The organism is Bacillus sp. 1A, assembly GCF_052682215.1.
In genome coordinates this window covers 2,304,406-2,318,865 of sequence record NZ_JBQYLZ010000001.1, presented here as the reverse complement: position 1 = coordinate 2,318,865, position 14,460 = coordinate 2,304,406, and the positions used below count along the sequence as shown (strand labels likewise).

The window sequence follows — 14,460 nt, the reverse complement described above, 5'->3', positions numbered from 1 at the left end:
TAAAAAGGAGGAATTTTCACATGTCAACTATTGAAACAAAACTAGCACAAATCGGAAACCGGAGCGAGACTACAACAGGAACTGTTAACCCACCTGTTTATTTTTCAACTGCTTATCGTCACGAAGGAATTGGTAACTCTACTGGCTTTGACTATTCACGAACTGGCAATCCAACTCGCGGTCTTTTAGAGCAGGCAATCGCAGATTTAGAGTACGGTGAACAAGGTTATGCCTGTAGTTCAGGGATGGCAGCTGTTCTCCTCGTCCTTTCCCTATTCCGTTCCGGAGACGAACTTATTGTATCTGAAGATTTATACGGGGGCACTTATCGATTATTTTCTGAGCACGAAAAAAAGTGGAATGTTCGATGTAGATACGTAAATACACAATCTATTAAACAAATTGAGCAAGCTATCACAACTGAAACGAAAGCTATTTTCATAGAAACTCCAACTAATCCGTTAATGCAAGTTACTGATATTGCCGCTGTCGCAACTGTAGCGAAAAGACACGGACTACTTCTTATTGTAGACAACACATTCTATACGCCTTATATACAGCAGCCATTAACAGAAGGTGCCGACATTGTACTTCATAGCGCAACGAAATATTTAGGGGGACATAACGATGTCCTAAGCGGACTTGTCGTTGCAAAAGGAAAGGAACTTTGTGAGGAAATCGCTCATTATCATAATGCCTCTGGTGCGGTCTTAAGTCCATTTGACTCATGGCTATTAATTCGTGGTATGAAAACGTTAGCGCTTCGCATGAGACAACATGAAGAAAATGCAAAAGCAGTTGTTGCTTATTTAAATGATGAAGACGGGGTGACAGATGTATTTTATCCTGGAAGAGGCGGCATGATCTCATTTCGTCTGAAAGATGAAACATGGATTAATCCATTCTTACAATCTTTATCCTTAATTACATTTGCTGAAAGTCTTGGTGGTGTTGAAAGTTTAATGACGTATCCAGCAACGCAAACACACGCTGATATTCCTGAAGAAATCAGAACAGCAAACGGTGTATGTAATCGTCTTCTGCGATTTTCCGTTGGCATTGAAAATAGTAACGATTTAATCCAAGACTTAAAGCAAGCCATTAAACTTGTAAAAGAAGGTGTAAGAATATGAGTTATTCTATAGATACACTCTTACTGCACAACCAATATAAACATGACTCGCAAACAGGAGCTGTTAACGTTCCCATCTATAATACATCAACATTCCACCAGTTTGATGTAGATACGTTCGGAAAATATGACTATAGTCGCTCTGGTAATCCAACTCGTGAAGCTCTTGAAGATATCATTGCTTTATTAGAAGGAGGAACAAAGGGATTTGCCTTCGCATCAGGAATTGCAGCGATTTCTACTGCATTCCTCCTTCTTTCACAAGGCGATCACGTACTCATTTCAGAAGACGTATACGGAGGAACTTACCGAATTATAACTGAAGTGCTCTCCCGTTACGGTGTGTCACATACATTTGTTGATATGACAAATGTAGAAGAAATAAAGCAAAACATTAAGCCAAACACAAAACTCTTTTATGTGGAAACACCCTCTAATCCACTTTTAAAAGTGACAGATATTCGTGCTGTTTCTAAACTTGCAAAATCTATTGACGCCCTTACTTTTGTTGATAATACATTTTTGACACCACTATTCCAGAAACCACTTGATCTTGGCGCCGATGTCGTTCTTCATAGTGCCACAAAATTCATTGCCGGTCATAGTGATGTTACTGCCGGATTAGCGGTTGTAAAAGATGCCGAACTCGCTCAAAAACTTGGATTTTTACAAAATGCATTCGGCGCTATTTTAGGTCCTCAAGATTGTTCTCTCGTACTTCGCGGTCTAAAAACATTGCATGTACGTCTTGAGCATTCAGCTGCAAACGCCAATAAAATTGCACATTATTTACAAGAGCACGCTAAAGTTAAAAATGTCTATTATCCTGGCTTACAAACACATCTTGGATTTGATATTCAACAATCTCAAGCTACATCAGCCGGAGCTGTCCTATCTTTCACTTTACAATCAGAAGACGCACTCCGCCAATTTTTATCAAAAGTAAAATTACCTGTCTTTGCAGTTAGTTTAGGAGCTGTCGAATCGATTCTTTCCTACCCAGCTAAAATGTCACATGCAGCACTGTCGCAAGAAGCTCGTGATGAAAGAGGAATTTCTAATTCATTACTTCGGTTATCTGTCGGCCTTGAAAATGTTGACGATTTAATATCCGATTTTGAAAATGCCCTTTCTTATGTAGAAGAACCTGTAAATGCATAGAACGAACAGAAGATATGAAATTAAGTTTTCATATCTTCTTTTTTATACCGTTAAGTATATTTTTTACTTTTCGTATAGTCCATAAAAAAACAAAAGAGCACCATCTATTTCTAAATAATGAATTAATTGATATATTAAGAAGTAAATAAGGGGGCAAAAATAATGGATACTTGTGCAGATGTTTTAATCGTTATCGATTTACAAAATGGAGTATGTTATAGCGAAGAGCATTTATTCGATTTACAAAATTTACTTACAAAAGTAAATAAAAGAATTTCTTCATACAGAAAATCAAATAAACCAATCATTTTTATTCAACATTGTGACGATGATTTAGTACCCGAAAAAGAACTTTGGGCTATTCATGCTGATCTAGATGTTCAGGAACAAGATTTTTTTGTAAGAAAAACACATGCCAATTCATTTTATAAAACAAACTTGAAAGAGATTTTAGAACAATTATCTGTACACCGTATTGAATTTTGTGGTGCCCAAACAGAGTACTGTATGGATGCTACGATTAAATTTTCCCATGGACTAGAATACGAAAACTTCATGGTACAGAAAGCAACCTCTACGTTAAATAATCCATTTATGTCCGCAAAAGAGACAATTGATTTTTATGAGAACATATGGAACCGCAGATTTTTAAAGCTGATAAAAGATGAACTCTAGAATATATAACTAATGTCTTGGTAATTCTAAAATTTATCAGCTATACCCAAATATTTTGTTATCACCATAAAGAAGCTGACTATATTCAGCTTCCTTTCTTTTAACCTGTTTTATATTCTATATATAACATTATAATTCCTTTTTCTTATTATTTTAAAAATTTTGTATATTCATTTGAAAGAATAAGAAAATCATGATAAAATTGTGTTACAAATATATCTATATCTTTCAATTTTTAAAACGCATCGAAATTTTCACCCAAAAATGTCATTTTACAAAACCATGCAAATTTATCTACTTTATTTACATCAGGGTCTCTTTTCTTACAATTTCTTTACTTTAGGACTTTTTTTCTGCAACAACTGTTTTCTTTTCTTTAATTTTTTGGTATGTATAGTATGGTATAACAGCTCACACGGAGGTGGAAAAGAACATGTTAGAAACCTTTCAAAAAGAAATAGAACTATATGAAAGCAATGCAGAATTATTGAAAGTACTTGCTCATCCTGTTCGCTTATGTATTGTAAAAGGATTAATTGAACGTGGTCCAAGCAACGTTTCTACAATGTACACTGGCTTAAACATGCCACAATCTACAATTTCACAGCATTTAGCAAAATTAAAAAGTGCTAAAATCGTTTCAAGTGAAAGAAAAGGATTGGAAATTTATTACAAAGTAGAAAACGAGACAATTATTCAACTCGTTCGCGTATTATTAGGTTAAGAGCTCATAAACAGAGAAAAAGGGCGTATTTTATATTTTTTATCTCATATCTTTAATATAAATATATATCATGAGAGGAAATATATGATGCTACATAATTAAAAAGTCGTATTAAAAAAACAAGACACAGAAATATGCTGTGTCTTGTTTTTTTATATTTTCAAATACTGATCCAAGTGTAACTGTTGCATATGTTTCGTATGTATCACAACATCAAATGCACTCCCTAATCCTCCGCTCAAAATCATAGAACGAACTGCACGATTTTGTTTTTGAGTTTCAGAAAAAGGATTTCGATCTTGGTGACCCGTAAGCTGATCTAATATTCCTGCTGCTAACAAAAACTCAGATTGCTTCTTATGCCATACTATATTCATGCCTTGCAGACTAAACATCTCTTTCAGTTCGTCCCAATGAATATGAGTAGTAAGATCCATTTCACCTGGATGCTCTAAAGGATTACGGATTAACTTATGCTCGTAATATCCTCGTAAACTTCCTTCTTGATGTGCAGGATGCATCCATTCTTCTTTTGTGTATCCATAATCAACGGTAATACATACACCTCGTTGAAACCATTTCGCAATTTCTACTATATATTCTTCCATCGCAAGTGGCACTTCAAAACGCTGACCTTCAGCAAGATGAATATTATATTTCAATAAGTATCGACCAATATTTTTCTGTAGCGGTCTACATACTTCTGCGAGTTTCCCTTCCTCTGTGTACGTAACGCGTACTTCATACAATATTCCATTTCTCTTCTCAATTACTTCAACAGGAAATGCATCAAATAACTCATTCGAAAAAAGAACGCCTTCGAATGATTCTCCCATTTCACTATGCGACGTATAATACGACACATTAGAAAACGAACAAAGATTTTTCTGCTGAAAGTTTCTATGAAAAGGGCTCATTTCAATCATTGAATAGTTTAAATCAATAAAGGTTTTTGGAGATACTTGCTTCCACTCTTGTAAAACATCATAGGCAAACCTTCCTGTTCCCCCACCAATCTCACAAATATTCGGAGCAACTTCACCATTTTCAACAAGACGAATAAAAAACTTAGCAAATGTTTTTGCAAAAACAGAGGATACGTTGCTACTTGTAAAAAAATCCCCTTGTCTTCCAATTTTTTCACGTTCCTTCATATAATAGCCATGTCCCTCTGTGTACAATACGAGGTTCATATACGTACTATATGAAATTGAATAATCCTTCTCTTTCTCCATCCATTCTTTTAAAATGAGCTCCATCTCCATACTAGCTCCTTACTGTAAAAATGGATTATTCTCTTTTTCAAAACCAATGCTTGTTTCTGGACCATGTCCACATAGCACCACTGTTTCATCTGGTAATACAAATAATTTTTCTTCAATACTTCCAATCAATTCAGCAAAACTTCCACCGGGTAAATCTGTTCTTCCGATGCTCATTTGGAACAATACATCACCAGAAAATACAGCATTCGCCTCTTTACAATAATAAGAAATACTGCCTGGAGAATGTCCTGGCGTCTCAAAAATCTCAAAATTAAATGAACCAATTGCTAATGCACCTTCTGCATTAATAATATGATCTGCTGGTTTTGCTGTAATACTGCGATTCATCATAAAAATTTGAGAGCCATTTACAGTTGCATCGCCTAACCAATCTGCTTCTTCTTTATGTACGTACACAGGAATATGAAAAGCGTCTCTTACCGCGTCAACAGCACCAATATGATCAAAATGAGCATGTGTTAATAAAACAGCAAGTGGCTTTAATTGTTCTTCTTGTAAATATGTAACGAGCTTCTCTCCTTCGTGACCAGGATCAAAGATAATACACTCATTTTGATCATTCGTTAAAATATAAGCATTCGTTTGTAATGGGCCTAACGGCATTTGTATCCATTTCATATGAAAATCTCCTCCAATTATTAAACTTACTTTCAATGATACAACATTTTTTTCTCTTAGGAAAAGAAAGGATGCTATCTCGACAATCATTTTTAAAACATGTACAATATAAAAGAGTTAATATTCTAAAAACTCATATTGAGGAATGGGTAGACAGAGGAGGATATTGTATGGGCCTTGTTATTATTTTTGCGCTAGTCACTCTGTTAGCTGTATTCGCTACGCTTAGAACTCTTCGCGAAAAAAACTTATTCGCGGGCGGCTTTGCAATTGCAACTGTACTCGTTTTCGGATGGTTTACGATCATGACTGTTCTATATAACGGGTACCCACCAGCAGCTTAATTCATTTACATGTTATTCTTCATCAAGATTTCACACAAAAAGAGGAAGGGTTTCCCCTTCCTCTTTTCATATTTCACAACTTATACCATCTTCGCTTCGTATTTGTGCTTTTTTACAAGCCAAGCTCCTCCGATAACACCTGCATCATTACCAAGTATTGCAATCGCTAACTTTGTGCTCTTTACAGCACGTGAGAAAGCATATTGCTCGAAATAACGTTGAATTGGCTCTAATAGTGCATCTCCAGCTTTAGACACGCCCCCGCCAATAACAATTTTCTCTGGGTTCAACGTACTAGCAAGGTTCGCTACAGCTAACCCTAAATAAGAAGCTACTTTTTCTACTACTTCGCCTGCTAGCTCGTCACCTTGTCCAAGTGCTTCAAACACATCTTTTGATGTAATACGCCCTTCTTCTGCTAACATAGAACGTAGAACACTCTCTTTATTAGTCTCTTGTATTTTTTGCATAGCAACACGCACAATACCCGTTGCAGATGCTACAGTTTCTAAGCAACCAGACTTCCCGCAATTACATGGGAAAGCATTCTCTGTAACTACTGTAATATGTCCAATCTCACCAGCAGCTCCGCTTACGCCGTGTACAATCTCACCATTGGCGATTACACCACCACCAACACCAGTGCCAAGTGTCATACAGATTAAATCTTTTGCTCCTTCACCAGCACCTTTCCACATTTCACCAAGCGCTGCTAAGTTTGCATCATTATCAATAACAACAGGTAATCCTGTTTCTACTTCTAATAAATCTTTTAACGGATAGTTTTTCCATCCTAAATTGACCGCTTCATAAATCATTCCAGACGCCACGTGTACAGGACCAGGAGCTCCCATACCAATACCGATTAACTTGCTTTTTAATTCACCTAACTCTTCTAACTTTTTATCAATAGCTTTCGCTACATCAAGCGTAATATGTTTTCCTTGCTCATTTGTATTCGTAGGGATTTCCCACTTATGTAAAATTTCACCGTACACATTAATAAATGCTAATTTAATTGTTGTACCACCAAGGTCAACCCCAACTAACCATTTCTCTTCCATGTTGCTTACCTACCTTTATCTAATTCTTATTTAGCTCTTTTTGAATTTCTTGCTTCAATAAAAATAAAGCTGTTTGATAGTCTTGTGGATCGATTAACTGTGATTGATTTAATTCACGCAATTCATCTTGCATTAATTGTAAATCTGCAATTCTATCACCCGTATAAATAATCGTACCAAATTTCTTTAGCAATTGCTGAATATCATAAATAGATACCATTTTATCACCCTCTATGCTCACTTACTATAAAAAATTATAATAAGAAAACGTTCACATATTTTATTATAATCAAGAAGAAAAAGTCTCGTCAATTTTTATTTGTCTATACAAGCCCATTTTTAACCATTGTTCCTTTTTCTGTAATAATTTTTTCTACGTTTTTATCAAACGGCTCTACTGGAATATGTTCTACTATTTGAAAACTATAAGCTAATGATAGCGTTTTCCCTTTATAATGCAAGAGATAACGATCATAATACCCACCGCCATATCCAATCCGTTCTCCTCGTTCTGTATAAGCTACACCTGGCACGATTTGAAGATCAATGTCATCTGCATTCACTTCTTCCGTACGCGCTGGAATTGGTTCACGTAAATTCATATACACTATTTCTAATTGATCAAAATTACTAATTTGCCGGAAAGACATTGTTCGTGTTTCTTTATTACACTTTGGAACAACAACTTTCTTTCCTTCTTCCCAAGCTTTTTCGATAATAGCATATGTATTCACTTCATTTTCCATTGAGAGAGTGATTCCAACTGTTTTAGCTTCAGCCCACTCTTTTTGCGCATACAACGAAAATGCAATTTGCTCTGATAAAGTTGTATACCGTTCTTCTGATAAAGAATTCATGTGCTCTATTATTTGTTTACGTAAACGTACTTTCTCTTCTCTCACACACTTTCCCCCTCACAGTGATACTTTTCTCTACGATGATAGTGTATCACTTTTAACAGAGGAATCGAATAAAAAAAGAAACAGTAGGAAAATATTCCTACTGCTTACTTTGTTTCACGGTGTAACGTAGACTTCTTGTCACGCTTGCAATACTTTTTAAGCTCGATACGCTCAGCGTTGTTACGTTTGTTTTTCTTTGAGATATAGTTACGATCTCCGCATTCTGTACATGCTAGAGTAATATTCACACGCATTCTTATTCCCTCCAGTACTAATAACTTAAATCAGACTATACTATAATACCACTTTTAAAATAAAAATTCTACACCTTTTGATATTGTCTAATTTTTTCTATAAGATTTTTCATGTTTTCCCTTGCTATTACTGGGTTTCTGGCATGCGAATACACTAAAAATTTCGGTTGTTTTGTGTCAGAAACGATATAAGACCACTCTTTTTCGGTATATCTGAACTGTACTCCTTCAAATATACCTTCTTCCTTTCTTTCCATATCAGCCAATAATTTCCTCATTACTTTTCCTTTTTCATTCCATGAACATACAACTTCATCACAAAGTAGATAAAGCGGCGGTGATTGCTCTACTATGCTGAGAAATGTTTTCCCCTGCAATGCTATTAACTCGAATAATTTTCCAATTCGATATAAAATATCTCGCTTCCATCTCGCTTGAAACGACTTTTTTTCATCCTGCGTATAAAATAGAAGGTAACATTCGCCTAATTTCAAAGACATCGGGTAAATATTTCCTGCTGATTCAAGTAATAAATCTGGAATATCTACCTCTTCAAAATCTGTTCCTTGGTAAATATTACTATGATTATCATATAACTCGAAATAATTTCCTTGCTCTGAAAACATAAGTGCCATATTTGCTTTGCTTGATTTCATCAAAGCTTTCACATGATCCTTTTGTTCGCCCGCATAAATCCATGTAACTGTGCATCCGAGCCTTTGTAAAAAGAGCATCAGTAAATGTTGTAACATATCATTCCTCTTATTAATAAGAAGATGAAACTTTTGTTTTTGTATTTTCTCAATATCAACGCGCTCTAATACAGCCTCTATATAATCATGTAAAGAAACGTGGACTAGCTTATTCCGCCCCATTTCTTTCTCACATACGTAATAAAACGACTCAGACATATATACTTGTTCTATCGCTTTTTGCTGCTTATACGTTAATTGTACCCCCTCCTTACCATATAACTTTATAACAACCTCTTTTTCGTTTTCCACTTGAATGAAAACCCCACCTGCACATTGTAAATCCTGAATGCTATACTGAAAAAGTGACTCGTTTATTTCTTTGCATTCCATCGTATGAATCCCGATACCATGAATCGCATGAAGAAAGAGATTTTTATAAGAAGTCGTTTCTATATGTTCTTGACTCCCAATTAATATACTTTCTCCTTTGGCAAAAAGAGATCCATACGCCATCGCAACCTTCACAATAAATTGAGGAGTGATTTCAACATTACCTCTTCCTACAATGCGGCTTTTTTGCAACCATCCTGCACTCTTTTCACTTTCTTGAACACCAGCCGATCCTACTACTGAATAGCTGTCAATCGCCTTATATGGCCATAGTTTTCCCTTTTGCTTAATTACCGTACTTTTCCCTATATGACAATGATCCGCTACAATGCTTTTTTGAAACAGTGTAACGTCATCTTCCACCATTGTATGCTCTCCTATGGTCGTTTCTAATAGCTCGCAATACTGACCAATGTGCGCATTTGCAAAAACAATACTTTTTTGAAGATGAGAATAACTTGAAACCACACTATTTTTCCCGATAATAGAGTATGGCTCAATTACAGCTCCAGCACCAATCTTTGCTCCTTCTCCAATAAAAGAAGGACCGTGAATTTTCGTTCCTTTTCCAATCGTCACACCTTCCCCCATCCATACCATCGGCAATACTTCCGTGTAAGGAATAGGTACTTGCAATTTTTTCGTTAACAAATCAAATTGTGCTTGTCGATATTGATCAAATGTACCGATATCTAACCAATAACCTTCTGACAAATATGCAAATAACGCGTTCTTATTTGCCAATAGCGGAAACACATCTTGACTGAAATCAAAAAACTCTCGGGGCGGTATGTAAGAAAAAATTTCTGGCTCCATAATATATATACCTGTATTCACAATATTAGAGACTACTTCATTCCAGCTAGGTTTTTCTATATATCGTGTAACCTCTTGTTCTTTGTTCATTACAACTAAACCGAATGAGAGTGGGTTTTCTACTTCCTTTACAAACATAGTTACCATTCTTTTCTTTTGTTCATGAAACGTAATTCCTTCTGATAATTGAAAATCAGTTAACGCATCCCCGCTTATCACAACAAACGTTTCATCTAAAAATGTTTCCGCTTGTTTAATACTCCCTGCGGTTCCAAGCGGGGGAGAATCTTCAAAGTAGTACAAGTTAACTCCCCATTTGCTACCGTCTCCAAAATATTGCTTAATGGCCGTACTCATATACTGAACAGTAATTGCAATTTCACGAATACCATGCTGACGTAATAATTCAATATTGTATTCCAAAACTGGCTTTTCTAATAATGGTAACATCGGCTTTGGAGTATTACATGTTAATGGTCTAAGGCGTCGTCCTTTTCCTCCAGCTAAAATAACCCCCTTCATATACTTCAGCCTCCACTTATATAATGATCAGTAACTTCATATACGATATGTATATTATCTACCCCGCATTAACTAGCAGTATAAAATGAAACTTTAATTAGTAGGGATTTTGTGCATCTCCCACTGATTATTAGCCCTGACCACTCAGGCTTTTACAGGCGGTAAAACTGTCTATATACATGTACCTTTTCAACACCACAAAAGAAAGCGCTTACCATTAACTTAGTAAAATATCCCTTAATAAGTGAAAAACATATATGTCCTATTTTTTCCATTATATTATGATACATCTTATCATCATAAACTAAAGGAAACAACGAGCTTTTTTTGTCATGTTTTGACTAAAAAAAGCAGGTGATGTTTCACCTGCCTTTTTTCTTTATTCATTTAATAAGTAATGCTTTCCTTTTACTAAATAAAAAACATTTTCAGCAATATTTGTAATATGATCTGCTACACGCTCGATATATCTCGCCACAAAGGATAATTGTGTAATTTGTGTAATTGCTTCTGGTTGTTCTGGAACTGAAGATATAAATTCACGAATCGCTTTCCCATATATTTCATCAACTGAATCATCCATTTCGGCAATTTGTTTCGCAAAAGTTAAATTTTCTTGCTCATATGCTTCTAGCGCTAACTGTAGCATCTTATTTGCAATTGCAAACATTTCATCAAGATTGTGCAAACTAACAACCACCTCTTTTTCCCCAAGACGAATTGTTGATTTCGCAATATTAACAGCATGATCTGCAATACGCTCTAAATCTGTGGCTGTTTTAATTGAAATGAAAATCCTTCTTAAATCACTTGCTACAGGTTGCTGCTTCGTAATAAGCATAAGCGCAAGATCATTTATTTCCTCTTCTAAATTATCCATACGATAATCACCATCTATTACCTCTAACGCTTTCTCTACATCCCTTTTATGAAGACCTTCCATAGCAAGCAATAAAGCTTCCCTCGCTAGCTCTCCAAGCTCAATCACCTTTTGCTGTAACATTTTTAAATCACATTGAAACTGTTCTCTTACCATTGTTTCTTCCCCCTCAATATTATGCGCCATTATATATAGATCTCCTACCTAGCCTACTTGTAATAAGCCTTAAGATAGGAGAAGTATTACTTCTCTAATGAAATGAGGTAAAAATAAGAAATACCCTCTGTTAAGAGGGTATTTACTCTTATCCTTGCAACGATATCAACCGAATCGGCCTGTAATATAATCTTCTGTACGCTTATCTGAAGGTGTCGTAAATAATTTATTTGTATCTGTATATTCCACAACTTCTCCACTTAAGAAGAAAGCAGTTTTGTCTGAAATACGTGCTGCTTGTTGCATGTTATGCGTTACGATCACAATACTAAAGTCTTTCTTTAACTCTTGAATTAATTCTTCTACTTTTAATGTTGAAATTGGATCTAGTGCCGATGTTGGCTCATCCATTAAAATAACGTCTGGTTCAATTGCTAAACAACGTGCGATACATAGACGCTGTTGCTGTCCACCAGATAAACCGTATGCATTATCATGCAAACGATCTTTTAACTCATCCCAAATCGCTGCTCCACGTAAACTTTTTTCAACAATTTCATCCAATGTTTTTTTATCACGAATACCATGAATTTTCGGGCCATATGCTACATTTTCATAAATAGATTTCGGAAATGGATTTGGCTTTTGGAACACCATTCCCACATGAGTTCTTAATTCTTCAACTGGGTATGATTTTTCAAATATATTGCGCTCTCTGTATTCAATTACACCTGTAGTTCGCACGATTGGTACTAACTCTACCATACGATTTAATGTTTTTAAGTACGTTGATTTACCACAACCACTTGGCCCGATAATTGCTGTAACTTCATTCTCATGAATGCTTAAGTTAATATCTTTTAAAGCATGGTCTTCTCCGTACCATAAATTTAAGTTTTTCGTATCAAATACTACTTTCTTTGGTGCAGTCTCGATTTTCTCCTCGTTTTTCACCTGTACATTTACTACTGTTGCTACCATTTGAATTCCCCTTTCATCCATTTCCAACTTATTTTCGATTTCGTAACCATAAGACAAATATATTGATAAAGAGTAATAAACCTAACAACACAATCATCCCAGCAGCTGCTACGTACTGAAATTCTTCTTGCGGTCTACTCATCCAATTAAAAATTTGAATTGGTAAAACTGTAAATCTATCAAACATACTAAATGGAACATAATTTGCAAATGCAAGTGCCCCGATAACTAATAGCGGTGCCGCTTCTCCAATCGCCCTTGATATCGCTAACGTACAACCCGTTATAATTCCTGGGAAAGCAGATGGCAATACAATTTGATACATCGTTTGCCACTTCGTAGCACCTAATCCGTAAGAGGCTTCTAATAATGAACTTGGTACAGATCGTATCGCTTCTTGACTCGCTACAACAACTGTCGGTAAAACGAGTAAACTCATCGTCAGTGCCGCCGCAATAATACTCTCACCTAAATGAAGAGCATATACAAAAATAGTTAAGCCGAGTAATCCAAATACAACGGAAGGTACTCCTGCTAACGTTTGATTATTAATTTCTATTACCTTTTTAAATATAGATTCCTTCGCATATTGCTCTAAATAAAGAGCAGTTCCGACTCCAAATATAAAGGAGACCGGTATAACAATACTCATAAATAATATTGTTCCTGACAAAGCTGCAGCAATCCCAGCTTCTTTCGGATTACGCGAAGCGAAGTTTGTAAAGAAATCTAACGAAAGGTAACTTATACCTTTTTCAAAAATTTGAAAAAGTAAAATAAGCAGTATTACTATTGAAAACAAAATTGCTATATAAAATAACAATTTGTAAACTCGGTCTTTTAAAAAGCGTGATGCCATATTCTCTTGTATTTTTTTATGATTCAACATTCGCATATTATGTCACCCTCCTAAAGCGACGCATAATAGACTGCGAAATGATGTTCATGATAAAAGTAAATAAGAATAAAGTTGCGCCTACAGCATACATGCTGTAATACGTAATTGTTCCATGCGGAGCATCACCTAAACTCACTTGCACAATATAGGCTGTTAGCGTTTGAATAGAGTGTGTCGGATCGAGCGATACATTCGGTGTAGATCCCGCTGCAATTACAACTATCATCGTTTCACCAATTGCCCTGGAAACAGCTAATATGATCGCTGCCATAATCCCTGTAAAAGCCGAAGGAAACACGACTTGTTTTACCATCTCAAACCGAGTTGCTCCAAGTGCTAACGAAGCTTCTTTCGTTCCTTTCGCTACAGCTCTCATCGCGTCTTCAGATAGAGATGCAATTGTAGGTATCATCATAAAGCCAATAACAATACCTGGACTAATCGCATTAAAAAACTGTAAATCTGGTATAATCCGTTGTAAAAGCGGTGTGACAACTGTTAATGCAAAAAAACCATATACAATTGTCGGAATACCTGCTAATAGTTCTAACATCGGTTTTAATACTTTCCTTGCACCGTTTGAAGCATATTCGCTTAAAAATACGGCACAGGCTAAACCGATAGGAATTGCTACGAGCATGGCAATTGCTGTTACAAGGAACGTTCCACATATAAGTGGTAATATACCGAATTTAGGATCTTCAAAAAAAGGTAACCATTCTTTTCCCGTCAAAAAGGAGAGTAATGGTATTTTTTGAAAAAACATCAATGTTTCATTTGCCAATGTAAAAATAATTCCAAGTGTCGTTACAATAGACACGCTAGCAATTATTTTTAGTAATAACGGAACGATTCGATTGATTCGCTGCGTTTTTTTTCTTTGTTTTGTATTTCTTTCAATCAAATGTTGTACAGAAAATGTAATTTGACTTTTGTCATTATGAGCCAAAGATGAAAACCCC

16 protein-coding genes are annotated in these 14,460 nt (G+C 35.6%); 5 read left to right on the top strand and 11 right to left on the bottom strand.

What is annotated here, in order from left to right:
- The first annotated feature begins 20 nt into the window (after nt 1-20).
- From metI to ACUN0F_RS11685, 4 genes are all read left to right on the top strand, one after another.
- Nucleotides 21-1,133 carry a cystathionine gamma-synthase/O-acetylhomoserine thiolyase gene (gene metI / locus ACUN0F_RS11700; protein ID WP_000103901.1) on the top strand — a complete coding sequence of 371 codons (1,113 nt, stop codon included), beginning with the start codon at nt 21-23 and terminating at the stop codon, nt 1,131-1,133.
- Complete coding sequence (gene metC, locus ACUN0F_RS11695; RefSeq protein ID WP_000122285.1) at nt 1,130-2,293, top strand: cystathionine beta-lyase; 1,164 nt, start codon at nt 1,130-1,132, stop codon at nt 2,291-2,293. The genes metI and metC overlap by 4 nt, the downstream gene beginning before the upstream one ends.
- A gap of 162 nt (nt 2,294-2,455) precedes the next feature.
- Complete coding sequence (locus ACUN0F_RS11690) at nt 2,456-2,968, top strand: cysteine hydrolase family protein (protein WP_000379163.1); 513 nt, start codon at nt 2,456-2,458, stop codon at nt 2,966-2,968.
- Nucleotides 2,969-3,401: 433 nt separating this feature from the next.
- Entirely contained in the window at nt 3,402-3,692 is a 291-nt protein-coding gene (locus tag ACUN0F_RS11685) for an ArsR/SmtB family transcription factor (RefSeq protein WP_000894375.1), read from the top strand.
- 152 nt (nt 3,693-3,844) lie between these two features.
- Here ACUN0F_RS11685 and ACUN0F_RS11680 read toward each other — a convergent pair whose 3' ends face one another.
- Both ACUN0F_RS11680 and ACUN0F_RS11675 read right to left on the bottom strand, forming a co-directional pair.
- The gene (locus tag ACUN0F_RS11680; RefSeq protein ID WP_002008530.1) at nt 3,845-4,957 is read right to left on the bottom strand and encodes a class I SAM-dependent methyltransferase; all 1,113 of its coding nucleotides are present in this window, start codon (nt 4,955-4,957) and stop codon (nt 3,845-3,847) included.
- Between the two features lie 9 nt (nt 4,958-4,966).
- Entirely contained in the window at nt 4,967-5,596 is a 630-nt protein-coding gene (locus ACUN0F_RS11675) for an MBL fold metallo-hydrolase (protein WP_445539515.1), read from the bottom strand.
- A 170-nt stretch (nt 5,597-5,766) separates the two neighbouring features.
- On the opposite strand from ACUN0F_RS11675, the gene ACUN0F_RS11670 reads away from it, so the two are divergent.
- Complete coding sequence (locus tag ACUN0F_RS11670) at nt 5,767-5,940, top strand: DUF2759 domain-containing protein (protein ID WP_000524847.1); 174 nt, start codon at nt 5,767-5,769, stop codon at nt 5,938-5,940.
- A gap of 80 nt (nt 5,941-6,020) precedes the next feature.
- Here ACUN0F_RS11670 and glcK read toward each other — a convergent pair whose 3' ends face one another.
- The 9 genes from glcK to pstC form a co-directional block, all read right to left on the bottom strand.
- The gene (glcK, locus tag ACUN0F_RS11665) at nt 6,021-7,004 is read right to left on the bottom strand and encodes a glucokinase (protein WP_000391711.1); all 984 of its coding nucleotides are present in this window, start codon (nt 7,002-7,004) and stop codon (nt 6,021-6,023) included.
- Nucleotides 7,005-7,023: 19 nt separating this feature from the next.
- On the bottom strand, nt 7,024-7,224 hold the full coding sequence (locus ACUN0F_RS11660; RefSeq protein ID WP_000253699.1) for a YqgQ family protein: 201 nt from the start codon (nt 7,222-7,224) through the stop codon (nt 7,024-7,026).
- A 103-nt stretch (nt 7,225-7,327) separates the two neighbouring features.
- Nucleotides 7,328-7,906, bottom strand: a complete 579-nt coding sequence (locus ACUN0F_RS11655) for a 5-formyltetrahydrofolate cyclo-ligase (RefSeq protein WP_001206435.1) — start codon at nt 7,904-7,906, stop codon at nt 7,328-7,330.
- Nucleotides 7,907-8,010: 104 nt separating this feature from the next.
- A complete protein-coding gene (rpmG, locus tag ACUN0F_RS11650; protein WP_001265616.1) occupies nt 8,011-8,160 on the bottom strand; it encodes a 50S ribosomal protein L33 in 150 nt (49 codons plus the stop codon).
- 68 nt (nt 8,161-8,228) lie between these two features.
- Nucleotides 8,229-10,583: a sugar phosphate nucleotidyltransferase gene (locus ACUN0F_RS11645; protein WP_046956335.1), complete on the bottom strand. Its 2,355-nt coding sequence runs from the start codon at nt 10,581-10,583 to the stop codon at nt 8,229-8,231.
- A gap of 379 nt (nt 10,584-10,962) precedes the next feature.
- On the bottom strand, nt 10,963-11,619 hold the full coding sequence (gene phoU, locus ACUN0F_RS11640; RefSeq protein WP_033657724.1) for a phosphate signaling complex protein PhoU: 657 nt from the start codon (nt 11,617-11,619) through the stop codon (nt 10,963-10,965).
- 165 nt (nt 11,620-11,784) lie between these two features.
- The gene (gene pstB, locus ACUN0F_RS11635; protein ID WP_000226689.1) at nt 11,785-12,600 is read right to left on the bottom strand and encodes a phosphate ABC transporter ATP-binding protein; all 816 of its coding nucleotides are present in this window, start codon (nt 12,598-12,600) and stop codon (nt 11,785-11,787) included.
- 28 nt (nt 12,601-12,628) lie between these two features.
- Complete coding sequence (gene pstA, locus ACUN0F_RS11630; protein ID WP_001242549.1) at nt 12,629-13,495, bottom strand: phosphate ABC transporter permease PstA; 867 nt, start codon at nt 13,493-13,495, stop codon at nt 12,629-12,631.
- 1 nt (nt 13,496) lies between these two features.
- Entirely contained in the window at nt 13,497-14,447 is a 951-nt protein-coding gene (gene pstC, locus ACUN0F_RS11625) for a phosphate ABC transporter permease subunit PstC (RefSeq protein ID WP_046956334.1), read from the bottom strand.
- Between the last annotated feature and the right edge of the window lie 13 nt (nt 14,448-14,460).

Coding starts and splice junctions, on each gene's coding strand:
- metI (WP_000103901.1), top strand. CDS start 21: ATGTCAACTATTGAAACAAAACTAGCACAAATCGGAAACCGGAGCGAG.
- metC (WP_000122285.1), top strand. CDS start 1,130: ATGAGTTATTCTATAGATACACTCTTACTGCACAACCAATATAAACAT.
- ACUN0F_RS11690 (WP_000379163.1), top strand. CDS start 2,456: ATGGATACTTGTGCAGATGTTTTAATCGTTATCGATTTACAAAATGGA.
- ACUN0F_RS11685 (WP_000894375.1), top strand. CDS start 3,402: ATGTTAGAAACCTTTCAAAAAGAAATAGAACTATATGAAAGCAATGCA.
- ACUN0F_RS11680 (WP_002008530.1), bottom strand. CDS start 4,957: ATGGAGATGGAGCTCATTTTAAAAGAATGGATGGAGAAAGAGAAGGAT.
- ACUN0F_RS11675 (WP_445539515.1), bottom strand. CDS start 5,596: ATGAAATGGATACAAATGCCGTTAGGCCCATTACAAACGAATGCTTAT.
- ACUN0F_RS11670 (WP_000524847.1), top strand. CDS start 5,767: ATGGGCCTTGTTATTATTTTTGCGCTAGTCACTCTGTTAGCTGTATTC.
- glcK (WP_000391711.1), bottom strand. CDS start 7,004: ATGGAAGAGAAATGGTTAGTTGGGGTTGACCTTGGTGGTACAACAATT.
- ACUN0F_RS11660 (WP_000253699.1), bottom strand. CDS start 7,224: ATGGTATCTATTTATGATATTCAGCAATTGCTAAAGAAATTTGGTACG.
- rpmG (WP_001265616.1), bottom strand. CDS start 8,160: ATGCGTGTGAATATTACTCTAGCATGTACAGAATGCGGAGATCGTAAC.
- ACUN0F_RS11645 (WP_046956335.1), bottom strand. CDS start 10,583: ATGAAGGGGGTTATTTTAGCTGGAGGAAAAGGACGACGCCTTAGACCA.
- phoU (WP_033657724.1), bottom strand. CDS start 11,619: ATGGTAAGAGAACAGTTTCAATGTGATTTAAAAATGTTACAGCAAAAG.
- pstB (WP_000226689.1), bottom strand. CDS start 12,600: ATGGTAGCAACAGTAGTAAATGTACAGGTGAAAAACGAGGAGAAAATC.
- pstA (WP_001242549.1), bottom strand. CDS start 13,495: ATGCGAATGTTGAATCATAAAAAAATACAAGAGAATATGGCATCACGC.